The sequence below is a fragment of the Microcoleus sp. Pol17C6 genome (genome assembly GCF_036701145.1).
Lineage (GTDB): Bacteria > Cyanobacteriota > Cyanobacteriia > Cyanobacteriales > Microcoleaceae > Microcoleus.
In genome coordinates this window covers 73,071-97,157 of the sequence record NZ_JAUBQH010000002.1, presented here as the reverse complement: position 1 = coordinate 97,157, position 24,087 = coordinate 73,071, and the positions used below count along the sequence as shown (strand labels likewise).

Here is a 24,087-nt window from a genome sequence, read left to right as displayed (position 1 = left end):
GAGAATCTGCAATAAATTGACTATACAATTTTTTTTACATTTAAATTAAATCGCTGTTTTGCGTAATAAGTATTTTCACTTGTAATAAAATTGCTTTGACAATTAGGAAATTCCATACTTTTCCCTCGGAAATTTATGTTAATTTAATATTAAACCATTACTGTTCATCACTACCCATAAGGTTTGACTACTTTTTCAAGGGAGTTCGAGCGGTAATGGTTTCAGGGCTGCAATTAATATACTAATATTAAGTGTCCTCTATTTACTTGCAATCTGCTGTAAAATTTTATTAGGCGTAAAATTCAAGAGGTAAACCTTGAAACAAATTGGATTAGTAGCGATCGGACGAAACGAAGGCCAGCGCCTTCGCCAATGCCTAGTCTCGGCCACAGACAAAGTTGCCCGCGTCGTCTATGTCGATTCCGGCTCAACAGACGGTAGCCTAGAGTTAGCCCGCTCGATCGGAGCCGATACAGTAGAACTAGACTTATCTATACCGTTTACCGCAGCACGCGCCAGAAACGAAGGCTTTGCCCGCTTGCTGGAACTAGCGCCCGATATCGAATTTGTGCAATTTGTGGACGGTGACTGCGAAGTAGTTGATGGATGGCTCGATCGGGCCTACAGCGAACTCGCAGCCAAACCAGACGTAGCAGCAGTATGCGGGCGCAGGCGCGAACGATACCCCGAAGCCAGCATCTACAACCAATTGTGCGACATCGAGTGGGATACCCCCATCGGCGAAACCAAAGCCTGCGGTGGCGACTCCATGATGCGCGCCACCGCATTTGAGCAAGTCGAAGGTTTCAATCCCGCACTAATAGCCGGCGAAGAACCCGAACTGTGCTTGCGGCTTCGCCAAAAAGGTTGGAAAATTCTTCGTTTAGACGCAGAAATGACCCTGCACGACGCGCAAATGACCAGTTTCGCTCAGTGGTGGAAGCGGGCTCAAAGAGCGGGTCACGCCTATGCCGAAGGTTCCTGGATGCACGGAACCGAACCAGAGCGCCATTGGGTCAAAGAAACGCGCAGCACCTGGTTTTGGGGCTTAGTCTTGCCAGCCCTAGCCTTGGCCATGACATGGCCGACAAAAGGCTGGAGCTTGTTACTATTGAGTGGCTACCCCTTAGCAGCCTATCGCACCTATAACTATTATATAAAGCATCGGGATCTCACAACTAAAGACGCATCCATCTACGCTTTGTCCTGTGTATTAGCCAAATTTCCCCAGCTACAAGGTCAAATCCAGTTTCACCAGCGCCGATTGCTGGGGCAGCAGAGCAAGCTAATCGAATACAAAACCACCAACTCTATTAATTCAGCCAGCTAGAATTAGAGGTAACGTCCCAGAAAATCTATCCCTCAGTAGTAAACAAAGGAGTAATAAAAGATTAAAAATTTTACTAATTGTCGAACCGTGCAATCCTGACTGGGCATCAGTACCTTTGGTAGGATATAATTTATTTCAGAAAATAAACAATTTAGTTAATGCAACACTCGTTACCCATATTAGAAATAAACCCGCCCTTGAAAAACACCCAGAATATGAAAAAACCATCTACCTCGAAGAAGGAAAGTTAGCCAAGCAATATTATAAAATAGTCGTCGAAAAGCTTCCCGCAAGCGGGCGAATAAATTGACCTATTTATCATGCCTTGACTTACTCAATTTCTGAGCAGTTCAGTCAACAAGTATATCAAAAATTCCAAGGAAAAATCCTCAACGGAGATTATGACATATAGCCTTTCTCATAAAGATGAGGTATGATGTAACTGAGATGGTACACATTCCATTTGGGTAAATATTCATCAAAAACAAGTTTCAGATTTTTTTTTAATCATCAGTCACCTTTCCACCAATTTCATAGATTTTATCTACCACATTTACAACTACAGATAGACCCTTGTTAGTGTGAGTTTTTTCCATGAGACTTTTGACTAAATTTAGACTTGTAAAAATCACTCCTTGATAGGCTTTGGTTATATGAGGGAAGAGTCGATGTTCAATGGGATTGTATTTAGATGTATACGCAGGGTAATGAGCTATTCTTATCTCAATTCCAATTTCATCTACTAACTTTTGTAAATTTTGCTTAAAGATATAATGATTAGCATTATTGCTACCGCCACCATCACACTTAGCTAGAATCGAATTGGCATGAGGAGAGGCGGCTTTTCCATAATTATTCCATCAGTGTTTGATGGATTCACCAGCCAATTCAGTGGTATCTTTACTGTTACGTAATGTTACATATCCTCGATTTTTTTGGCAATCGTAAATTCCATGTGGAATCACTTTCCCACAACCTAAACTCCAAAAATCATGGTAAGACAGTAATGACAGGTTCGGTTGTATAAAGAGTACCGGGACGATACAAATTCCCTAAAACTTCTTTCTTTTTAGTATCAAAACTAATAATGGGATTACCTGCTTTTCTATACTGTGTGTCTAGCATAGCAATATTTTCAAATTGAGAATTACGATTTTTATTAGTTCCTATAGTTGGCTTTTTTTGTGCTTTTCGCTTGACATATCCCTGCTTTTTTAACAGCTTACTTATTAGAGTAAGACTGACAATAAATCCGGCAGACCTCAGTTCCAAAGCTATTTCTTTATGGGTCAAATTAGTCCATTTAATTAACTCATTCATTGGGTTTCCCGCTGTCTGAAATTTTCCGACTTATAAAAAGGCTTCATCAATGCCGCTCTGAGTAGATAAAATACTTTTTCTGCCTCCTCCTTTTTTTTTATTTTTAAATTATCGATAGTCGTTTCATCCATTTTTTTTAACTATTCAATTCCCTGAACAATAGTATTTCGACGGCAGCCGAAAAGTTGCATTATATAGCTAATTCCACCCCATTCCAGTTTTTGGGCTTCTATCGCTGCATACCTTCTTTTATCCTTTTCTGAAAAAGAGTTATAAAGTTTATTCATTTCTGACTCAAGTGAACTAGAATAAAACATAGATTTAAAGGTAAGGTAGGGTGGTAAAATAGAAAAATAAGAAAGCAAGTTTCTCTCACTTTTGGTGAAAATTGCGATCGAGGGCTGTTTTTCATTATATCCGAAAATACATCAAGTTATTTATTTTTTATTCCTTACTATGACGCAGTAAATTATTTAACAAAACAGTTTTTTTGCGAGAATATGAAACGGCAAATTCTGAGAATACAGTGGCTTTCTTAAAAGATTTACAATCTTTAAATCCCGAAGCCAGACATTTAATTATTTGGGATGGAGCTAGCTATCACAAATATAAAGAGATGAAAGCTTACCTAGAACAAATTAATCAAGGCAAAGAGGGGGATGAATGGCCTTTAACTTGTGTCCTGTTTGCTCCCAATGCTCCGCCTGCAGAATCCAGTCGAAGATATTTGGCTTCATGCCAAGACTTGGGAGAGAAAGTTTGGGAAGCGGCTCAGTTATGAATGCCTTGGTTAAATAGTTCTTCAATTTTACCATACAGTCACAAAGCTTTGACTTTCTCAAGTTACACAAATTTGGTATGTTTGAACCAACACTCAATGGAACTGCTGCTCGATTAAACTCTTAATTAATTTACTAATGATTTGCGATAGCTATATATTTTCATCTTTAGCCCCATTTTAACATATTTTGGGTTATTTTTATTACTTATTTATTCAATTTCAACACTTCTGAATCTGTCATTACTAGGATGGATAGCTTTTAATGCTTTCAACCGAGAGCCATCTTTTCGGCGTAGCAATCGGCAAAAATCCAATCGAGCCGCAATGGATAATAAGTATATGCTGACTATTCTTGCTGCTTGTTTATTCCACCCAACATGATCATGCCTCTAAATCCCCTTGTCAATAGCGTTTGAGATGCGTTTACCCTGAACTGAATCCGCCACGCACAGGAGAAGATTGAAACGAGTGGTGGGAACAGGTTTTTGCTACGGTTTATTGGCTGAATGTTCGCAATGATTACCGCGTTGATGATTGGGAAATTCACAACGAACCGGACAATCGCGATCTGGGTTGGGGCCGGACTAGGGCTGACTATTTTGAATTGGTTAAGGTGGCAAAAGATGCGATCGCCTTTGTTTATAAAACTTATTTGCCCGATCGCACTTACCGCATCCACGGCCCGAAAACCTTAGGAGGCAGCAATTGTTCGGCTAGTGCTTTGCAGGCAATACCGAATTATTTCGATACAGTCAATGTCCACAACTACGATGCAGATATTTCTACCTACACCCGCAAAGTGCGCGGCTGGATGAACGGTACTGTCCGCGCTAACTCGCAGCTTTGGGTAGGAGAATGGGGAACTTACGAAATTAGCTACGGCGATTTATCTTTAGCTTTAAATTTGATTAAAAATTTGATTCGAGGTTCCCAACCGGGGGATAATTATATTTACTGCAGTCACATATTCTGTTTGTACGACAGGGGTAAGCAGGGACTGGCGGAAGGTTTGCTAGGGGACGGGGGAAAACGGCGCGCGGGCTACTATGCTTTGCGGATGGGAATTAGGGCTTTGTAGAGCGGGAAAGCGACCTTTTTTCCTATCACTAACAGTTCGGATTTAATGGCAGTTGCCACTCTGGATGCTAGCAAGAATGTTTACTTGCTGCTTGTCAATGAGCGAGCAACATCTTACACTGTTAATGCTGATATTTCGGAGCTGATAAAAACTGGTAATGGCACGGTGCGGGAGTTCAATTCTAAAACAATGGATGAGGTTGTTGGTAGCTTAACGCCCAAGGGCGGCAATGCGAGTTTTGTACTGGCGGGGAACAGCGCTATTCTCATCAAGTTTGATCGCCAGAATTGAAGCTCAAATCCTCTGAGCCATAATTGGGATAAGATAGAATTAGTTATGCTCAGAATTATTTATTTTCTGCCTGTTTGGCCCTGGAACCCTGGAACCCTTGAACCCTCGAACCCCTAATTGCACAGTTGCCATACCTAAGTCGTCCTGTTGTGATTCCCCTCCTGTCGCTGGTAAATTGGTAGCGTGCAGGTATCTTGCCTCAAACAGAATGCGAGCGAGAGTTCCGTTGAGGGGCAGAAAGTAGGGTGCAGTCTAGACAATCGCAGAAATTCTTGCTCGTAAACCCGCAGCAGTTAGGCTAGGTGAGGAATTACCCGCCCGCCTTCATCTGGGCCCTCTGGCAGATAGCATTGGTTCTGAAAGTCAGAAGCCGTCAATGATCAGGATATGGCACGGAATTAATTTTAAATGCCAAGATGCTGGAAGTAGGGGTGAGTTTAATCGTACAGAAACTTTGAGCGCGCTTGGAAATCTCGCGAGCAAAGCCTCTCAATCAATCTGCTGCTTGCGATCGGGTTTTTCCAACAAATATCACTTTTATGCCCCCTGATGTTTATTCCCTCCCTCAGTCAGGTCATCAACCGCAACCCCCTCACCGTCACCCCTGAGACGCCCGTAGAAAAGGCGATCGAGCTGATGAGTAGCACAGGAGCCAGTTACGTCCTCGTGGTAGAACCGCGCGGGCATTCTCAACTCGGAAATCCCACCAACGGGGCTTCCCCACAATCGCGGGAACAGTCGGGTTTTTACGGCATACCGCCTGCGGTACACGCAGGAGGCAACGGGCTGCGTCTCAACGGCTCAAAAGCTCCCTATCCGAGCAGCCAGACAGTGCTGGGGATTTTTACAACGCGAGATATCGTACAGCTAAACTCGATCGGCGCTGCTTTGAGGGGATTTGCGATCGAGCAAATCATGATCAGAACCGTAACTGTAGCCCGAGAATCGGAAATTCCCGACTTTTTTGCCTTAGCAAATCTGCTGGATAAAAATCAGATCAGCCATTTGCCCGTCGTCAGCGAGACTGAAGAACTTGTCGGTTTAATTAGCTCTCAAAGCTTGGTGCAAATGTTGCAGGGAATTGGGGAACCGACACCAAAAGCAATTAGCAGCGCTTCGCCACCTGCGGCTTTCGCGTTCCCTCCGCCCCTGCCAATTGTGAATCAGAAATTAGAGCTACCCGCAAGTTTAATTAAACTTTATCAAATTCCTCAAATCGCAGCCTCACGAATAATTCACGCTCCTTCTAATTCTTCGGTTCGCTATTTGGCGCAACTGATGTTTAGACACAATGTTAGTTATGTATTAATCACTGAAACCCCCGATCAACACTCGACTGGTGCGGCTCACAATTCCAAGTTTACAAATCCCAACCTTCACAAACTGGTTGGGGTGGTAAGTTCGCGGGATATTGTGCAGTTGCAGGCGCTGGGAAGAGACTCTAACAAAATTAAAGCGGCAGCAATTTGCAGCAGTTCGCCGCCACTGGTGCGATCGCACTCTAGCCTCGAAGCAGCCGTCGCGCTGCTGCAAAAACACTACTGCCAGTTGCCTTTATTAGTCATCAACGAAACAAATCACCCGATCGGGATTATCAATCCTAAAACTATCCTTTTACAAGCGCTGGATTCAAAATCTCTGCATTCTGGCTTAATTGCTTTGCAGCGCCAGCTAGAATCTAGCAACGCTCAATACAAAAAACTCTCAGCAGAAATACAGCGGACAGCAGCAAATAGCCACGAGATGGCTGAAATTTCTCACTACAGTGTCGTAGAGCGGCCAAATCTCCCCCCTCCAGTCAATAATCAGGGGATTTGGGACTGGAATCTCGAAACAGATGAGTTTTTTTATTCGGCGCGGTGGCAAGAAATGCTGGGCTACCAAGAAGGGGAAATCTCGAATCGCCGATCGGAATGGTGGAGTCGCATCCACCGAGATGATATTGACTCGGTAAAGGCAGCTTTAGAAGAACACTTCGCCCAAAAGACACCGGATTTTGCAGCAGAATATCGGATGTACTGTAAAGACGGCAGCACTGTCTGGGTGCTGAACCGAGGTCAAGTTTTACGCAGCGCTACCGGGAAACCGCTGCGGGTAGTAGGAACTCATACAGATATTACTCCAAACAAGCAGTTTGAAGTCAAAAACCGCGAGCATGATCGAGAACAATTCCATCTATTTGACTCTTTGAAAGCAACAGTAATTTTCCACATAGATGCGGCGGGGGTTTGGAAATTTCTCAACCGCGCTTGGACGGAAATTACGAATTTCTCGGTGTCCGAAAGTTTGGAAACTAATTTTTTAGAGTGGGTGCATCCAGATGAGCGCGAGCAATGTGCAAATTTATTGGAGTCTTTGCTGTCGGGTAAGTCGGAATTTGAACGGCGAGAACTGCGATTTAAGTCCAAGTCGGTTCCGGGGAAAAACTCCTTGGGAATTCACAGTAATTCCGGCTTTGTTTCCGTAGAACTATTTGCCCAAGTTCGCCGGAATTCCCAAGGCGAAATAGCGGGAATTTTCGGGACTTTGCACGATGTGTGCAACCGCCTCGAAGGAGTTGAGGAACTGCGGGAAAGCGAGCGAGCAATTCGATCGCTCTACGAGGTAATGGTGAGCTCGGAAGGCTCTTTTGACGAGCGAACGATCCGGTTGCTGGCAATGGGCTGTAGTCAGTTTGGGATGGATATCGGGCTGTTGGGCAGGGTTTTGGGCGATCGCTACGAAGTGATTGCTGCTTATGTACCGGAAGATTTTCCGTTTGGATTTGCTAAAGGAGACGGTTTTGCTTTGAGCAGAACCTTTGAGCGAGAGGTTTTGCGATCGAGCGAACCTATTTCTGTGGAATCAGCCGGCACTACTCAGTGGCGCAACCACCCCGCTTACAGCGTCCGCAAGTTGGAGGCTTTTGTGGGGACGAGGGTAATAGTGCAAGGGCGGATTTTTGGCACTTTGAGCTTTACTTCCCGCACCACTAAATCTCCTTTTAAACCGCTGAATTTTGAAATTTTAAAGTTGATGGGCAATTACATCGGCGCAGAAATTGCCCGCGAAGAGCGAGAGCGAACTTTGCAACGTCAGTACCAGCGCGTTTTACTACTCAAACAAATTACTCAAAAAGTGCGATCGACCTTAGACACTCAAGAAATTTTTCAAACTACCGCCACCCAAATCGGCCGCGTATTTGGTGTCAATCGCTGTACAATTCACACCTATCTTTCCGAACCTTATCCCCACCTTCCTTGCGTCGCGGAATACTTAGAACCCGGTCACGAATCTGCTTTAGATTTAGAACTTTCTGTCACTTATAACCCCTACACAGAAAAACTCCTCGCTGAGGATATAGCCCTGGCATCTCCCGATGTGTTTGCCGATCCTTTGCTGGAATCTTCGGGGCCGATGTGCCGCCGCATCGGATTAAAATCTATGTTGGCTGTTCGCACTTCCTATCAAGGAGAACCGAATGGAATTATTACTTTGCACCAGTGCGATGCAACTCGCCAGTGGAATCCAGACGAAATTGAACTGTTAGAAGATGTGGCCGCGCAAGTTGGAATTACCTTAGCTCAAGCACAACTTTTAGAAACCGAAGTTCAGCGACAGCGACAGTTAGCAGAGCAAAATGAAGCTTTGGATCAAGCGCGACAAGCGGCGGAAGTTGCTAACAGAGCTAAGAGCGAATTTTTAGCGACTATGAGTCACGAAATCCGCACTCCGATGAATGCGGTAATCGGGATGACGGGCTTGCTGCTGGATATGGAACTAACTCCTGAACAGCGGGATTTTGTGGAGACAATTCGGACCAGCGGCGATGCTTTGCTGACTATTATTAACGATATTCTCGACTTTTCCAAGATTGAATCTGGGAAATTGGATTTGGAACGCAGCCCATTCGAGCTGCAAAACTGTATAGAAGAATCTCTGGAATTACTGGCTCCTAGAGCCTCCGAAAAAGGTTTAGAGCTGGCTTATTTTATTGATGATTCCGTTCCGAAAAACATTTTAGGAGATGTCACGAGGCTGCGCCAAATTTTGGTAAATCTGCTGGGCAATGCAGTTAAGTTTACAGAATCTGGAGAAATTGTGGTGTGCTGTACGGCTAGGCAAATTGAACAGGTAGCTGCTAACAGTTTGCCAGATAAAATTAATATTCTAGAGCCACAACCGCTAGCAATTAACCAGAGAGAGGTGGCACGTAGCAGACAATACGAGATTCAATTTGCTGTCCAAGATACGGGAATTGGCATTCCGCCAGACCGGATGGATCGCCTGTTTAAAGCTTTTTCGCAAGTGGATGCTTCGACAACGCGACATTACGGCGGGACGGGTTTGGGACTGGCTATCAGCCAGCGTTTGAGCGATATGATGGGCGGTACAATGTGGGTTGTCAGCCAGGTTGATCCGCGAAGTTCTAAGTCTCAACCGGCTGTTTCTGCGATCGGACAAAGTATCGCTGGAATGTCGCCTGCAGAATTTACTCCGCCGTCGATATCTGGTTCGGGTTCGATTTTTTACTTCACGGTGACTGCTGAAGCGAATGACATCCGGGCTGAGGAAAAAAGACCCGAATTTGCGGCTGGTAAGCGCTTGTTAATTGTTGAGCATCATGCCATTAACCGGCAAGTTTTGATCCGTCAGGCAGAGTCTTGGGGAATGATACCCGTGGCTGTAACTTCGGGTGCTGAGGCTTTGGAAATCATCAAAGGAAACTCGCCGCTCGATTTAGCTATTTTGGCGATGAATCTACCAGATATGGACGGTGTGGCTTTGGCTGTGGAGATTCGGAAATTTGAGCTGAGCAATTTGTCCGGCAGCGACGGTCAAAATCCGAATGTCATCGCTAACAACCCTCGCAAAATAGCACTACCTTTGGTGCTGTTTACTTATTTAAGTAAGGCGGAAGTTTGGAAAAAACTTGAAACTACAGAAGTACATTTTTCAGCTTTTTTAACTAAGCCTTTAAAACAGTCTCAGTTTTATAATGTGTTGCTGCAAGTTTTTGGATATGTTACTGGCAGAAGCGGCCGGGGAGAAGTTTCAAATGTGGTGACTTTGACTTCGGGATTGAAGTATTTTGAAAATTCTCAAGAACAGCACCGCGTGCAGCGGACGCCTGCTGTTTTGAGGCAGGTTGCGGCGAATTCTGGCGGACAGGATGCAGCTAATTCTACTCAGATTCGGATTTTGCTGGCTGAGGACAATGTGGTGAATCAAAAAGTCGCTACGCATTTACTCGACAGGATAGGATATCGGGCTGATATTGCAGCTAATGGGTTGGAGGTTTTGGAGGCGCTGAAGCGGCAATCTTACGATGTTGTGCTGATGGATGTGCAGATGCCGAACATGGATGGGTTGGAAGCGACGCGCCGCATTTGTCAGGAATGGCCTGCTAACAAGAAGCCGAGAATTATTGCGATGACTGCTAATGCGATGCAGGGCGATCGCGAAAAGTGTCTGGAAGCAGGTATGGACGATTATATTACTAAGCCGGTACGCCGGGAAGAGTTGGCGATCGCCTTAAGCAAGTGCTCACCTCTGATTCGGGATGAATTGGATGTGGTTACTGAGCAAAACAATCAAGATATTTCTGATCAAGTTGACAGTGAGGCTGCGGGTTCTTCGAGCGTTCAACCGGGAGCAGATTCGCCGATTGATTTTCATATTTTACAAAATCTCCGCGAGCTAGACGATGATGAAGACCCCGATTTTTTAGGGGAGCTGATTAAGATATATTTGGTAGACGCACCGCAACATTTAGAAACTATTAAGGAGGCTATTTTTCTCGGCGATGCTGATAGTTTGAAGCTGGCTTCTCACACGCTGAAGTCGAGCAGCGCCAATTTAGGAGCGGTGTCTTTTTCTGCTGTTTGCAAGGAGTTGGAGTATATGGGTCGCGTGGCGGTTGAGTCTGGAGGGGAACAGGTTTTTGATGTGAGTACGGCGCGCGATCGCCTGTTGGAAGCCCAAGCGGAGTGGGAAAAGGTGCGGGCGGCTTTTGAGACGGAATTGGAAACGGGGAAGTTGCGATCGCAAATAGGGTAATTTGTTATATCAATTCCGGTTGCACTCCTCCGGAATTGTTGACTGTTGACTGTTGACTGTTTGAACAATACCGATGCAACCGGAAACGATATTATTTGTGGGTTTTTGGTTGTTAGTTGTCAGTTTCAATAACCAATAACCAATAACCAATAACCACAGCCCAATGCCCAATGCCCATATTTAACTTTCACCTAAATATGCTTTGCGAACAGTTTCATTTGACTGCAAATCACTAGCACTACCAGCGACTACAACCTGACCGGTTTGGATAACATAGCCGCGGTGGGCTACACTTAAAGCCATGCGGGCGTTTTGTTCCACCAGTAAAATAGTTGTTCCTTCAGCATTAATATCGCGGACGATCGCAAAAATTTGACTGACTAACATCGGTGCCAATCCCATACTCGGCTCGTCTAATAATAACAAGCGGGGGCGCGACATCAAAGCCCGGGCGATCGCCAACATTTGCTGTTCGCCACCGCTGAGAGTTCCCCCTTTTTGACTAATTCTTTCTCGCAAACGAGGAAATAAATTTAATGCTTTTTCCATATCGGACTTGATACCGAGAGTATCGTTGCGGAGATAAGCACCCATTTCTAGGTTTTCTTGCACCGTCATGCGCGGAAAAATCAACCGCCCTTCGGGACTTTGAGAAATCCCCAAACGGACGATCGCCTCTGTAGATAGTGCTTCTAAAGGCTTTCCCTCAAATAATACAGTGCCTTGGCGCGGGCGCAGCAGTCCTTGAATCGTGCGGAGAGTTGTAGTTTTCCCCGCCCCGTTGCTGCCGATTAATGTCACAACTTCTCCCTGCGAGACTGTTAGCGATACTCCTTTGAGAGCGTGGATATTCCCGTAGTAGGTGTGAATGTCTTTAATTTCCAACATAATTACTCTTTCTGCTTTGTGCTTTATTATATTATCCCGACTAATTATAAAATTTTATTGCATTTATTTAAAATCAAGCTTTTTTAGAGTACGCAGTAATTTTACTTAGGTCAACACCAGCCCTAGCTCCCATAGAATCTATTTTTAGTAACTGTGGCGACCAACTTTACATAAGTTTTACTTAAACATAAGATTTCTTGACAGTAGCTTTACAAAAATCTCTAAGTAAATAGGTAGGATTAATACGTAAGCAAAACCAACCGCTACAACTAACCAATAACGGCACTTAAAATGTTTCAAATTTAAGGAGATTGACCATGAAATTACATCACAGTACCGGAGCGATCGCATTTTTATTAGCAACTCCTTTAGTAACCAGCTTGAGTGTAGGTATAGCGCCCAGCAGTGCTGCCACAATAGCAGGTTCTGCAGCAGCAGTAATGATTGACAATATCAGTCACACACCGACTGACACAGGTACATTTACTAACACTTACACTCAAACCATATCTAACAGCGGTTCAGTTATTAGCAAGGCGGCGGCTGATGCAGTTTTTATATCTAACTGTCACGAATTGCTGGCAGCAAATCTCTCGCTAAGTGCAGTCATAGGCAGCGGGAATAACTATTCCGGTTTAGCCCAAAGTAAAGCAGCACTTATCGGCGACTTCTTCATTGATGCCGAAGAAACTTTTTCCTTCACTTTTCAGACATTTTTAGCTCTTTTAACATCAGTTGACAACCCCCAATCCGAACGCGCCAGGGCGAATGGCAGTATATCTTTCTTGGTGATTAACACTGTTACTAACATTTTGTTAGACTCTTTTCACTTTGCCATCGGTTTAGACTCTTCTAGTGGCTTTTATGCAAATGCCTTCGTTAGCAACAGCTTTAAACCCACACAAATTAACTTTAATTTTCTGGCTCAAGAAAATGCAGCAGCTAGCCTCCTGTATACTTCTGGGGTATATTCGCGGAAATTCAACAGCGCCACTAACTTAACATTGGTAGAAGTTAAAAACAATATTGCAAAGGCAGAAGCAGAAGCAGAAGCAGTTCCCGAACCGAGTACAGTATTAGGTACTGCAATATTTTTAGGATTGTTTGTCAGGCAGAGAAAACATAAGAAAGAAAGGTCGGAAGTCAAATCAAAAGTTTAGGAAAGCCCCCAAATATTAATCCGTAGGGTGTGCAATACGCACCTCCTATCGTGGCAGTTGAATTGGTCGTTATAAAATGCTGTTGTCCTGGGCGGGTTGATAAATATCATCGGTTTTAATGACAGATTTTTGGTGAAACCCGCCCCTATTTTTATTGGGTTAAATGGCCAGAATTTATATCGCTTCTTCCGAGAATATACACTGCCCACCTCACTTATCTGTCGGCACACAATACCCATTATCCATGTCCATCTTCTTCTTTTCCCAAATATGCCTCAATTACGCGAGGATCGGCGCGAACTTGATCTGGAGTGCCCTCAGCAATTTTAGTACCGTACTCCATAACACTCACGCGATCGCTAATTCCCATCACCACCTTCATATCATGTTCAATCAGCAAAATACTCAAATTCAACTCATCGCGAATTCGGTAAATAAAGCGAGTTAAATCAGCAGTTTCGTTCGGATTCATCCCCGCAGTCGGTTCGTCCAAAAGCAACACTTTCGGATCGGAAGCCAAAGCCCTCGCAATTTCCAATCTGCGCTGGTCGCCGTAGGAAAGGTTTTTTGCCAACTCCGGCGCTTTAGAAGCACCTAAACCGACAAAATCAAGCATAGTGAGCGCTTTTATTTTAGCTTCCCGCTCCTCAATCATCGCAGCCGGAGGGCGGAGAATTGCACCCAACAAACCTGTTTTTAATCGGCAGTGTCTGCCTACTAAAACATTATCCAGCACAGTCATATTGTTAAACAAGCGGATATTTTGAAAAGTTCTAGCAATGCCGAAAGTTGTCAGGCGATCTGGCGGTAAACCCGTTATATTCTTCTGTTCAAGGAGCAACTGACCGCCAGTCGGTTTGTAGATGCCCGTAAGCATATTAAAAAAAGTAGTTTTGCCCGCACCGTTGGGGCCGATCAAACTGGCGATCGAGCCTTTTTCCAAGGTTAAGCTGACCTGGTTGACGGCAGTCAAACCGCCGAATCGCATTGTAAGTTGCTGTGCTTCTAATAATGACATTTTGGTTCGGTTTTCTAAGATTTTATAGTAGTGCGATCGTCCTGGTCACAAGCTTTCACGCACACAAATCAATTTGGGATGGGGAGATTTTAGGACATATTCTCTAACGTACAGACAAAATAGAACTTAAAAAGATTAGATTCTAGCGAACGGCGAGGGCGATATTGTGCGTGTAAATCGGCAGTCGAAAAGTTTTCAATAACTTTGAGATTGAGTTCGTCAGCCAAAGTTGCAATTTTTTCAAACCCAGTAATCCACGGTGCATACATACTTTCGTATTTATCTATGTAATCATTGATATCGTGGTAGCCCGTCGTTCTCAAAATCACCTTTTCCGACATATAATCAAAGGACAATCGGAAATTATGAACATTGTTGCGAATTTGTTCTAATACAAATATTACATCTTTTTTGTCAACCAAAGTAGTGTTGCCTTCCCACAAAAAATAGGTCGGTCGAGTGAAATCAAATTCACTCTGTTTCAGCAAGGAGATTAAACCGTCTTTTACGTAATCGCCGGGAAGGTAGCGAACATTGGCAGTAACTTTGTTAGCTTTGAGAGTTTCTTCTTTTAATTGAAGAGTAACCCGGTCGTCTATTTCAAAATAAGTGACTTTTTCTCCATTAATTCTAGCAGCTCTCGTATCCAAGCCCGAACCTAAAATAACTACTTGCTTGCAACCTCCTAAAATTTGGTTTGACAAAACATCATCAAAATATTTAGTCCGCAACTTAACCATTTCTTTAGCGGCGGGAGAGCTTTGAGCTATTTGGTTAGCTATTTTTTTTGTTTCCTCATTGAGCCATATTTTTACTACATGATCAGTATAGAGAGGAATGGCTTCTTCATTCTCTTCGGCTCTAAATTCCGCAACGATAAAAGCAGTACCAGTTACATTGTTCATGGCTAATCTTTCACCCTTACTGAGTAGTTGGTTACAAATAAACATTAGATGGGGACGGGGTTTTTACGCCCATAAACTCCCTTGCATCCTAGATTCTTAGCTAAACCAGCCTACAAAATACTATAGTTTTTGCCCTTACCTACTTATTGACTTCTCGCATCTGCTAAAGACTCATTGCTCGGTTCACCATCAGAATGCAGTTCAGCTTGGTGTATCTTATCAGGAATCAGCCCCTCCGGCCGCACGAGCATCATGACAACAAGAGTTAGGCCGAATAGAAATAAGCGCATTTGAATCGGGTCTAAACTGGTTGCCAGAAAGTCTCGCAACTGGGGAATTGCAATCCTGGGGAGTACAAAAGTATTCAGAAAACCCTTGAGGACTTGCGCTAATTGTGGCAGATAAAGCCGATCGGCAGACATGATAATGATAGCGCCCAAAATCACCCCAGTCATGTTGCCCAAACCGCCTAAAATCACCATACACAGGATGATTACCGACACCGAGAAATCGAAAACGCTGGGGAAAATCGCGCTGATATAGGCGGCGTAAAATGCGCCTGCAAAGCCTGAAAACGTCGCTCCCATCGCAAAAGCAGAAAGTTTGGTTTTGACTAGGTTAATGCCCATCGCACTCGCCGCTAACTCATCTTCGCGCATGGCATTCCACGCCCTCCCCAAGCGGGAATCTCGCAGCCGCGAAATCATGAAGTAAGCAAAGACAACTAACAGTAAAATTAGGTAGTACCAGGGAAAGTAGTTGCCGGTGCTGAAAGTGCCGATAATGGGGAGAGATGGACGCCCGATCGGGTTTATGCCCGCTTCGCCGCCGGTGAGGTTAAAAGGTCGATCGCACCCAACCAGACACAGCACTAACTCGGGTTTACCCAACAGGGAAGCAACAATCTTCGAGACTGGTTCATCAATCCGAATCGCGGTTAAATTCCTAAAGACAACCGGGATAATTTCGCCAAAACCGAGGGTAACAATCGCCAAATAATCGCCCTTGAGTCGCAGTGTGGGAATACCCAGGATTACGCCCGCGATCGCAGCTACACCAGCCGCGATCGGCAGTACCACCCAAAAGTTCCAAGCAATATTTAACTGCCCAGAAGATAGCAAAGCCGTCGTGTAAGCGCCGATCGCGAAAAACGCGGCATATCCCAAATCCAACAAACCCGCAAAACCCACAGTAATATTCAAACCCAGCGCCAACATAATAAAGATTTGAATCTGTACTACAGTAGCAATCCAGCCGGTTTGAGCCTGAATGTCGATAAACGGAAACAGAATTAGAATAAAAGCTAATGTCACCAGAGTTGCCAGTCGCTGGCGTTCTCCCTGCAAACCCTGCAAAGCACCCATTAACGTAGCTGTCAAAATTGCGATCGTCAAACTGCAAATCCCGTACAGCAGCGTCGTCGGCAAAGCCACAGCAGCTTGACCCGACAAAGGTCTAATCAAAACCCCTTCTAACACACTCGCAACTAACAGCCAAACTCCCAATCCCAATCCCGCTAAACTGCCGATAGTCGCACCCATTTTCGGGCTGTAAACCTTCTGCTCCCGACAGCCAATAAAGCCCGCCGCCGTACCCATCAGCCAGCCGATCACGGTGCCGCTCCAACCGCCGAATAACAGAACAGTCAAAGATGCGATCGCCCCTAAAATACCAGTCGATTTGATCGCATTAATTATTTTTTTTGACATAGTAATAAATTATTAGTCATTAGTTATTAGTCAGCAGTTAGTAGTTAGATGAAAGAATGCTAGGAATCGCCGTTTTATAGATGCGACTGACGCGGGCAATGCCAATTACTGCCTCAAGCAACTCGATCGAGGGCTGGTTCGGGAAAACGCTGAGCGGGCTAGGTACAGTTTAGAGTGTTTTGAGAACGATTGTTTCACCAAAGCGCTCGAAACTTCAAATATACTGGAACTGTTACCGGAACACACTTCAAACGGGCGATCGCTATATGGTACAAGCACCTCAAAAAACTATCACCCTCGACGAGTTTTTGCAACTCCCAGAAACAAAACCCGCTAGCGAATACATCAAAGGTGTGATCGTACAAAAACCTATGCCACAAGGAAAACACAGCAAACTACAAGGCAGACTCGTAACAGTCACCAACGACATCGCAGAGAAACCGCAAATTGCCCTAGCCCTACCAGAACTTCGCTGCACGTTTGGCGGACGTTCTATTGTCCCCGATGTCGCGATTTTTGTTTGGAATCGCATTCCCCTAGACGCTGACGGCGAAATTGCCAATACATTTAATGCTCACCCAGACTGGACAATAGAAATTTTGTCCCCAGCCCAAAGCCAAACCAAAGTCACAAACAATATTTTGCACTGTTTGAATGCTGGTTGTCAGATGGGGTGGTTGCTCGATCCCGATGAAAAAAACATTTTAGCCTATCCCGCAAGGCAGCAGCCGATTTCATTGCAAGAACCAACAGATATACTTCCGATGCCCAAATTTATGCCGGAAATGCAGTTGACTTTAGGCGAAGTTTTTGGTTGGCTCAAACCAGGGAATGTTTAAAACGTAAAACTACAACGTAAAACGCGATCGCTTTTAGTTCCCCAACTTCTTAAAGACTTCGGGGGTTTGGGGGCGAGGTTTTTTGAGATATACTTAAATCTCTCTTGCCATTATTTAAACCGCGCAATTTCAAACCTTCTCCTGAACATTTTCACCCAACAAGCCCCCTGGACGAAAAGCCAAAATCACCACCAAAACCCCAAACACCCAAGCATTAGTCCAGCGACTCGACAAATACTGATCGCTCAAAGACGAAAGCAACCCAATCAAAACCCCTCCTAACATCGCCCCGACAATATTGCCAATTCCCCCCAAAACTGCCGCCGTAAAAGCCCTCAAACCTGCCGTAAACCCCATCGTAAACACAATAGTATTGTTGTACAGACCAACCAGAATCCCAGCAGAACCAGCCAAAGCTCCCCCAATCAAAAAAGTCAGAGCAATAATCTGATCCACATTAATTCCCATAATTTTAGCAGCATCGCGGCTTTGAGCGGTTGCCCGCATCGCCTTTCCCAGACGAGTGTACTGCACAAACACATGAAGCAAAACCATCAATACAACCGCCACCACCAACACAATTAAATCTTTCGTAGTAAATACAATACTCGTTTGAATTCCCAAAGCTTTGAAAATATCAACTCGCGGCAACAAATCGGGAAAGCTTTTCGGAGCAGCAGAATTAGAACCCATCACCGGAATAAAAGCTTTCAATCCTCCCCAAAAGAGCCCCATATTTTGGAAAATAAAAGAAACTCCAATCGCTGAAATTAAAGGAGCCAAACGGGGAGCATTTCGCAAAGGCCGATAAGCGTACTTTTCCACAACAATATTCAGCCCAGCACAAAACACCGAACATACAATTAAAGCAACTAACATCACCGGTATAGCAATAGCCAAAGGTGCGCCATCTTGCATCCCAAAAGCCCCGAACACGGTTAGGGAAGCAAAAGCACCCAACATATACAAATCGCCGTGAGCAAAATTGATTAACTCAATAATGCCATAAACCATAGTGTAACCCAAAGCAATAATTGCAATCAACGCGCCGTTGACAAGACCAACTAATAATTGTTGGATAAAAACTTCAGGACTGCTGACTATTTCTCCAAGGATTTTTGGCAAATCAAATCCTGCAATGGGACCTAATAGCAAAACTATATAAACTACACCTAGATATAAGAGAATACTTTTCCAGTTCTTCATGTTTTTGAGTAATTGGGAATTGGGAATTGGGAATTGGGAATTGGGAATTAGGAATTGGGAATTGGGAATCGAGACTCGGGCATGGGACATTGGAGGGAGAAGCAAAAAGGCATAATTTTGTATTATCCCTTCTTCCTTCTTCCTTCTTCCCGATATCCGTTACATCCGTTACATCCGTTATAAAATCCGTTGCCGAACTTCCCTCTTCCTTCTAATTAATTATTCCGTCTTGAGCGCATTCACGAACTCCCACTTGCCACCTTTAACAACATTTCCTGACATTGTAGTCAAGCTCGTGTCGCCGTTGGTATCAAAACTCCAAGTGCCGAGTACCCCGTTAAAATCTTTAGTTGCCAAGACAGCTTCGCGGATAGCAGCGCGGTCATTTTTGCAAACTTTATTAATTGCGCCGATCGCAACTTTAGCAGCTTCATAGGCGTAAGCTGCATAAGCTTCCGGTTCAGCATTATATTTTGCCTTGTAACTTTCGTACCACTTCGCGCCCGCACCAGTCAATTCTTGAGGAGGCAAGCCACCAAAAGTAGCGTAAATTCCTTCGGCATCTTTGCCCGCCGCGTCAATTAAAGCTTGCTCTTTAATGCCGTCGGGCCCCATGAACTTAACTGCATCAGCCGCCATCCCAACATTTCTCATGTCTTTAATTATTTGTCCGGCATTGCTCTGAGTAGTGCCACCGAAGTAAATCATGTCGGGATTTAAAGCTTTGATCTTATTCATTAACGCCTTGTAGTCGCTAGCTTTAATATCAATTCCCTCTCTTCCGAGGACTTGAATTCCCAACTTTTTAGAAGTGGCTTCAAAAACGTCAGCGATGCCTTTGCCGTAGAGTTCTTGGTCGTCGAGAATATAGACTTTTTGCACGCCCAAAGATTTCGCCCAGTTGCCAGCTACAGCCCCTTGAAGGTCGTCAGCGGGGACAACGCGAGTGAAATTGCGAGTGCCAGCAGGATAATAAACGTTGGGTTCTTTGGCTTCGCCTTTTCCTGGTTTAGTCAGTCCCGGATAAGTGTTGGCCGGACTGATCATGACGATGTTAGCTTGGTTGAGCACGGGAATGGAAAGTTTGGCGGCACCGGAGTTATAGTGACCGATGACGGCAACTACCGAACCGTCAGCGACGGCTTTGTTGGAGTTCGACGTTACTTGGGCCGGGTCCCATTTGCCGGCGGCGGCGGTGGCGTCATCGAAAACTTCGTATTGAATTTGGATTTTGCCGTCGCAAGCTTTGGAGTCGGTTTCGGCGAGGGCTTGTTGGATGCCGTTGACCATTGTTTGAGCTTGACCCAAGGCGCTGCCTGTCATCGGGAGCATGGAGACTATTTTGACAGTATTTGGGTCTCCGGGGCTGCTGACTGCGACGGGAGTGGCTGCGGGACTGGTTCCGGGGCTCCCTCCGGGAGTTGTGGCGGTGGGTGCTGGAGGATTTTGACAGCTAGCGCACAGAGAGGCTATTCCGGCGGCAAAAAGTAATTTTCGCAATCCTGCGGCGCCGAGATTGTGTGTTGAGTTGATTTTTGGGGGTGTGGCACTTTTGCCGCCTGACTTCTGGGAAAAGTTCATAGGTTGGTTCGTTTGTTGGTTGCGTTTTAGCATATTTCCACTCTCTAAGTCTGTAAGTCAAGAGTTAGCACAGATTTTCAACTTTTACGTGAACTCTTAAAGATACACCGCTGCAACAAGCTTCTTCTCTCGTTCCCGTGAACTTCCTGGGAAGGCGTACCAGGCCAGGAAACGAGGGAGAGCCTCGGTCAATGGGTTTCCAGGATCTTCCGGGGAACCAGTTAAAACCTGTTCAACCAGTTAAAAACTAAAAGGGAAAGGAAAATACAGATTTCCTTTCCCTTTCTCAAAGCTCCAGCGTCAAATCAGCTTGATTGCGAAATCAAAGACGAATCCTTTTTTTCTTTTGAGCGATCGACACTAAAATCTTCATAGTACGATCGCTCAGTATTAACATCCCACAAATCGTGCTTTTCCCCGAGAATATTTCTCACAGCCAGCATCCCTGTCAGCATGGAATGGTCTTGGTTGTTGTATCGGTGCATACCGTTTCGCCCGATCGTCTGCAAATTCTCAAATCCCTTCAAAAAACCTTCAAGTACCTGCAAGTGTCCTCGATATTCCCCATCATAAACTGGATAAGCTTTAAGTTGCCGTATGACAACTCCATCTTCAACATCGGCAGTTGTTGCTAAACCCAAACCAACCAACTCGCGAGTTGCTAATTCAACAAGATCTGCGTCCGACATTTCCCAAATCTCGTCGCCTACGCTACAGAAATATTCCATTCCCAAACAACTTTTGCTGGCGTCGGGAACTAAAGCGGCGCTCCAATTCTTAAAGTTTTGAATTCGTCCCACTTTGACTTCGGGGGAGTGAATGTAAATCCAGTTGTCAGGAAACAAATCCTTGCGATTGACAATCAGCGATACAATCAAAAAATCTCGATATTTGAGCGATCGCGCGGCGTGCAACACCTCTTCTGGTGGCTGGGGTTTCAGTCTTGCTACCAGTGCCGATATCGGCATACTCGTAATGAAATTATCCGCCGAATATTGAACTACTTCTCCGTTTTGCTCCGCAGTAATACTTTTAATCTTATTACCTTCACGCTCAAAGCTAATCACTTTAGTATCCAGATAAACTTTGCCGTCTTTATTCTCCACAGCTTCCGCGAACTTTTCCCACATCATCCCCGGCCCCAAAGCCGGATAATCAAACTCTTTGATTAATGTTTTAGTGTCGTTGCTGCCAAACAAAGCATTAATAATTGCAGTCGTCAGCGACAATCCTTTAATGCGCTGCGCCGCCCAATCTGCTTGAATTTCCGAACAAGGAATGCCCCAAACTTTTTCAGTGTAAGTCTTAAAAAATGTTTTATACAAGCGCTCGCCAAAACGATTGATCACCCACTGTTCAAAAGTTTTTTCTTCCGTAAGTGGCCAAATTCTCACTTTCAGATAACTCAAAATAATCAGCGTACTCTCAATTATGCCCAAATTAAAGAGAGTATTGAAGGCACTAATCGGATAGTTAAAAAATTTCCCTCGATAAAAAATTCGCGACAATCGTGGCACTTTAATAAACTCATTTCCCAGCACCTCTTGCCACAACTGCTGCACGGCTTCAACTTTAGTATAAAAGCGGTGGCCGCCAATGTCGAAACGATAGCCTTTGTAGGTTTCGGTGCGAGCTATTCCCCCAACTTTATCACCTTTTTCTAGTACAACAGGGATGATGCCTTGCTTGACGAGCTCGTAGGCAGCAGTCAAGCCCGCAGGGCCTGCACCGACGATCGCAACAGGATAATGTTTCACTCAGCCTACCTCCAGCTTTTTTATCCAAACTATACAGTTATTTATAACTTGTCACAGTGATAGATGCACCCGTGAATACCCTGAGAAACGAGCGCTCGACCTGATGTTTAAGCACAATTTGCCTTGATTTATTGAGCGGATATCGGCAAGCTAACTTTGCCAGTCACAGGCTTTTTTTGGTATAAATAGCGACCAGTGCCGATCGCGAATGCCAGTCCGCTGTAAAAGTAGAAAAGCCAGTGCCAAGGAATTGTTTTTAGGGCAAATAGGATACCGTGTTTACGGTAAAAAAATCGGTAAAGTGGTGCATTAATTGCTACCAGCGGTATTGCCAGCAAACCAGCCAGTAGCAGAAAGCTCAGCGACCAGCACGTCCCCAAAATTGCCAGTAGCACTGCATAAGTTAAAATCACGCTGATGCGGTTTGAAACTTGCAAGTTGAGGTCGTTATTCAATTTGCGATCGCGCCAAATCAGTTCTGTCCAAGGCAGTGCTCGGTAGAAAAAGTCAGCTTTCACCATACCCATAGGTTTCCACCGCTTTAAATGCTTAACCTGCAATGTTTTGCACAGCCGAATGTTATAACCTGCTTGTTTCAAACGGTAGCCGAACTCAATATCTTCGATCGAAGCTTGGCGGTAACTCTCATTAAAGCCGCCCATCTGCAAAAAAATTTCCCGGCGAATCACTCCGCAAGCGCCCCAAAAAGTCGAAGCCTCTTCGTTACCTGTTTGGTGGACGTAGTGGTGCAGCAAGTTCCTGTACTGCGATAGAAAATCGGGATCTCCTGGAGCATCGTCGTAAGAGCCGATGAAAGCAGCTAAGTAGGGATTATTTTTGAACACCGAGATCGCATAGCCCACAGCTTCTGGACAAACAGCGACATCAGCATCCACAAAAAACAGAATATCTCCCTTTGCAGCTTGGGCACCCAAATTCCTTGCCCGCGCTGGCCCCCCGCATTCGGGAATCCTGATCACTTTGGCGCCGAATTCGTTGGCCAGACGCCAGGAACCGTCGCTTTCGCCATCTGCTACTACAATAATCTCGATCGGCCTGGGCACAGCTTGAGCCAGTTTTGACAAACAGGTGCGGAAGAAAGCGCCCCCGTTGTGGACTGGGATAATAACGGATACAGTGGGGTCGGCGGTAGAAATCATTACCTAAATTGTTTAAATTGCAGGGGCTAAAATTTGCTGGAATTTTATTGGTGCTACTTTACGAAGGGTAAAATCAGCTCTACTTTTTTATTTATAACTCGATTGCTGGTTGTCTTCAACTAGATTTTTTTCTGGTATTCTCGATTTGATTTTCCCCATTCTTACCTCTATTTTACGCCATATCTTGCTGAGACTGACCTGATGTAGACAACAGCTTTACAAAATCTTTAAATATATCATTGTTTGTGTAAACTTCGGAAAAAGCCCCAGCAGCAATTTGGTACGGCTGTGGTGCAATGCACAAAACTTTGATTTTATAAGTAAGCCCATCGTATAAAATCAAACATCGTTTATACGGGCACCCGGTAACTGTCAGGACTGGCCCGGTACAATTTCTTTTACAGACCTCATCCGCGAGTGACTCCTGCACCAAGTCTCGATCGCGACTGCGGACTCAATGCACATTTTATGACTTTTGGCAATATATTTAAAATATACGTCTTAAAATTTCCGACGCTGTACGATCGAGCTTTGGTAATTTGCTAACATACCCTTAGCCAGCTCCCTTTGAGTCAAAATTTTTACATAAACAAGTTTTTATATTACATGAACACCTCCCAAAACAATTTAAATGAGGCATTAGTTTCAGTCATCATACCAGCTTTCAACGCTGAAACTTTTATTGCTAGAACATTAGAATCTGTTTTATCTCAAACTTATTAAAATATAGAAGTTTTAGTAGTTGACGACGGCTCTAGAGATACAACTGCCGAGATCGTCAAATCTTTTGCTCAAAAAGATAGCCGAGTCAGCTTATTCCAACAGTCAAATGCCGGCGTCGCCGCCGCTCGCAACCTAGCCATTGCAAAATCAAAAGGCGAATATATTGCTCCCATCGATGCCGACGATATTTGGTATCCGCAAAACCTAGAAAAACAAGTCGAATGCTTAATTAGGTAGTGCCCTGAAGGAAAGGATCAGAGTACGTTATGATTAGAGAAGTGTTTGCCATAGCGTGATCTGAC

At 44.6% G+C, this 24,087-nt stretch carries 16 protein-coding genes and 3 pseudogenes; 9 read left to right on the top strand and 10 right to left on the bottom strand.

Annotated features, from left to right (window positions below):
• Nucleotides 1-316: 316 nt before the first annotated feature.
• A complete protein-coding gene (locus QUA25_RS01620; RefSeq protein WP_333035052.1) occupies nucleotides 317-1,330 on the top strand; it encodes a glycosyltransferase in 1,014 nt (337 codons plus the stop codon).
• Nucleotides 1,331-1,833: 503 nt separating this feature from the next.
• On the opposite strand, the pseudogene QUA25_RS01615 reads toward QUA25_RS01620, so the two are convergent.
• Nucleotides 1,834-2,295 (bottom strand): annotated as a pseudogene (locus QUA25_RS01615) (ISAzo13 family transposase).
• Between the two features lie 25 nt (nucleotides 2,296-2,320).
• Complete coding sequence (locus tag QUA25_RS01610) at nucleotides 2,321-2,650, bottom strand: ISAzo13-like element transposase-related protein (protein WP_333035051.1); 330 nt, start codon at nucleotides 2,648-2,650, stop codon at nucleotides 2,321-2,323.
• A gap of 452 nt (nucleotides 2,651-3,102) precedes the next feature.
• Here QUA25_RS01610 and QUA25_RS01605 point away from each other — a divergent pair.
• The 4 genes and pseudogenes from QUA25_RS01605 to QUA25_RS01590 all read left to right on the top strand — a co-directional run.
• A pseudogene (locus QUA25_RS01605) lies at nucleotides 3,103-3,556 on the top strand (transposase); the annotation flags it as partial.
• Between the two features lie 479 nt (nucleotides 3,557-4,035).
• Nucleotides 4,036-4,509: a hypothetical protein gene (locus QUA25_RS01600; RefSeq protein ID WP_333035050.1), complete on the top strand. Its 474-nt coding sequence runs from the start codon at nucleotides 4,036-4,038 to the stop codon at nucleotides 4,507-4,509.
• 45 nt (nucleotides 4,510-4,554) lie between these two features.
• Nucleotides 4,555-4,800 carry a hypothetical protein gene (locus QUA25_RS01595; RefSeq protein ID WP_333035048.1) on the top strand — a complete coding sequence of 82 codons (246 nt, stop codon included), beginning with the start codon at nucleotides 4,555-4,557 and terminating at the stop codon, nucleotides 4,798-4,800.
• 549 nt (nucleotides 4,801-5,349) lie between these two features.
• On the top strand, nucleotides 5,350-10,839 hold the full coding sequence (locus tag QUA25_RS01590; protein WP_333035047.1) for a response regulator: 5,490 nt from the start codon (nucleotides 5,350-5,352) through the stop codon (nucleotides 10,837-10,839).
• Between the two features lie 180 nt (nucleotides 10,840-11,019).
• Here the strand turns inward: QUA25_RS01590 and QUA25_RS01585 are convergent, their stop codons facing one another.
• On the bottom strand, nucleotides 11,020-11,727 hold the full coding sequence (locus QUA25_RS01585; RefSeq protein ID WP_041623339.1) for an ABC transporter ATP-binding protein: 708 nt from the start codon (nucleotides 11,725-11,727) through the stop codon (nucleotides 11,020-11,022).
• 317 nt (nucleotides 11,728-12,044) lie between these two features.
• On the opposite strand from QUA25_RS01585, the gene QUA25_RS01580 reads away from it, so the two are divergent.
• Nucleotides 12,045-12,887 carry a PEP-CTERM sorting domain-containing protein gene (locus QUA25_RS01580; protein WP_333035044.1) on the top strand — a complete coding sequence of 281 codons (843 nt, stop codon included), beginning with the start codon at nucleotides 12,045-12,047 and terminating at the stop codon, nucleotides 12,885-12,887.
• A gap of 238 nt (nucleotides 12,888-13,125) precedes the next feature.
• Here QUA25_RS01580 and QUA25_RS01575 read toward each other — a convergent pair whose 3' ends face one another.
• The 3 genes from QUA25_RS01575 to QUA25_RS01565 all read right to left on the bottom strand — a co-directional run bounded on the left by QUA25_RS01575 (nucleotide 13,126) and on the right by QUA25_RS01565 (nucleotide 16,519).
• Entirely contained in the window at nucleotides 13,126-13,905 is a 780-nt protein-coding gene (locus tag QUA25_RS01575; protein ID WP_333035042.1) for an ABC transporter ATP-binding protein, read from the bottom strand.
• 89 nt (nucleotides 13,906-13,994) lie between these two features.
• Nucleotides 13,995-14,810 carry a class I SAM-dependent methyltransferase gene (locus tag QUA25_RS01570; RefSeq protein ID WP_333035041.1) on the bottom strand — a complete coding sequence of 272 codons (816 nt, stop codon included), beginning with the start codon at nucleotides 14,808-14,810 and terminating at the stop codon, nucleotides 13,995-13,997.
• A gap of 143 nt (nucleotides 14,811-14,953) precedes the next feature.
• Nucleotides 14,954-16,519 carry an ABC transporter permease subunit gene (locus QUA25_RS01565; RefSeq protein ID WP_333035039.1) on the bottom strand — a complete coding sequence of 522 codons (1,566 nt, stop codon included), beginning with the start codon at nucleotides 16,517-16,519 and terminating at the stop codon, nucleotides 14,954-14,956.
• 266 nt (nucleotides 16,520-16,785) lie between these two features.
• Between QUA25_RS01565 and QUA25_RS01560 the strand changes: the two genes are divergently transcribed.
• Nucleotides 16,786-17,358: a Uma2 family endonuclease gene (locus QUA25_RS01560; protein WP_333035037.1), complete on the top strand. Its 573-nt coding sequence runs from the start codon at nucleotides 16,786-16,788 to the stop codon at nucleotides 17,356-17,358.
• Between the two features lie 129 nt (nucleotides 17,359-17,487).
• Here QUA25_RS01560 and QUA25_RS01555 read toward each other — a convergent pair whose 3' ends face one another.
• The 4 genes from QUA25_RS01555 to QUA25_RS01540 form a co-directional block, all read right to left on the bottom strand.
• Nucleotides 17,488-18,564, bottom strand: coding sequence for a branched-chain amino acid ABC transporter permease (locus QUA25_RS01555; protein ID WP_333035035.1), 1,077 nt, complete (start codon nucleotides 18,562-18,564; stop codon nucleotides 17,488-17,490).
• Nucleotides 18,565-18,783: 219 nt separating this feature from the next.
• Nucleotides 18,784-20,178, bottom strand: coding sequence for a branched-chain amino acid ABC transporter substrate-binding protein (locus tag QUA25_RS01550; protein ID WP_333035034.1), 1,395 nt, complete (start codon nucleotides 20,176-20,178; stop codon nucleotides 18,784-18,786).
• A gap of 272 nt (nucleotides 20,179-20,450) precedes the next feature.
• Nucleotides 20,451-21,902 carry an NAD(P)/FAD-dependent oxidoreductase gene (locus tag QUA25_RS01545; RefSeq protein ID WP_333035032.1) on the bottom strand — a complete coding sequence of 484 codons (1,452 nt, stop codon included), beginning with the start codon at nucleotides 21,900-21,902 and terminating at the stop codon, nucleotides 20,451-20,453.
• 128 nt (nucleotides 21,903-22,030) lie between these two features.
• Nucleotides 22,031-23,062, bottom strand: coding sequence for a glycosyltransferase family 2 protein (locus QUA25_RS01540; protein WP_333035030.1), 1,032 nt, complete (start codon nucleotides 23,060-23,062; stop codon nucleotides 22,031-22,033).
• 417 nt (nucleotides 23,063-23,479) lie between these two features.
• On the opposite strand from QUA25_RS01540, the gene QUA25_RS01535 reads away from it, so the two are divergent.
• Complete coding sequence (locus QUA25_RS01535) at nucleotides 23,480-23,608, top strand: hypothetical protein (protein ID WP_333035028.1); 129 nt, start codon at nucleotides 23,480-23,482, stop codon at nucleotides 23,606-23,608.
• Between the two features lie 60 nt (nucleotides 23,609-23,668).
• Nucleotides 23,669-24,022 (top strand): annotated as a pseudogene (locus tag QUA25_RS01530) (glycosyltransferase family 2 protein).
• Nucleotides 24,023-24,087: the final 65 nt, after the last annotated feature.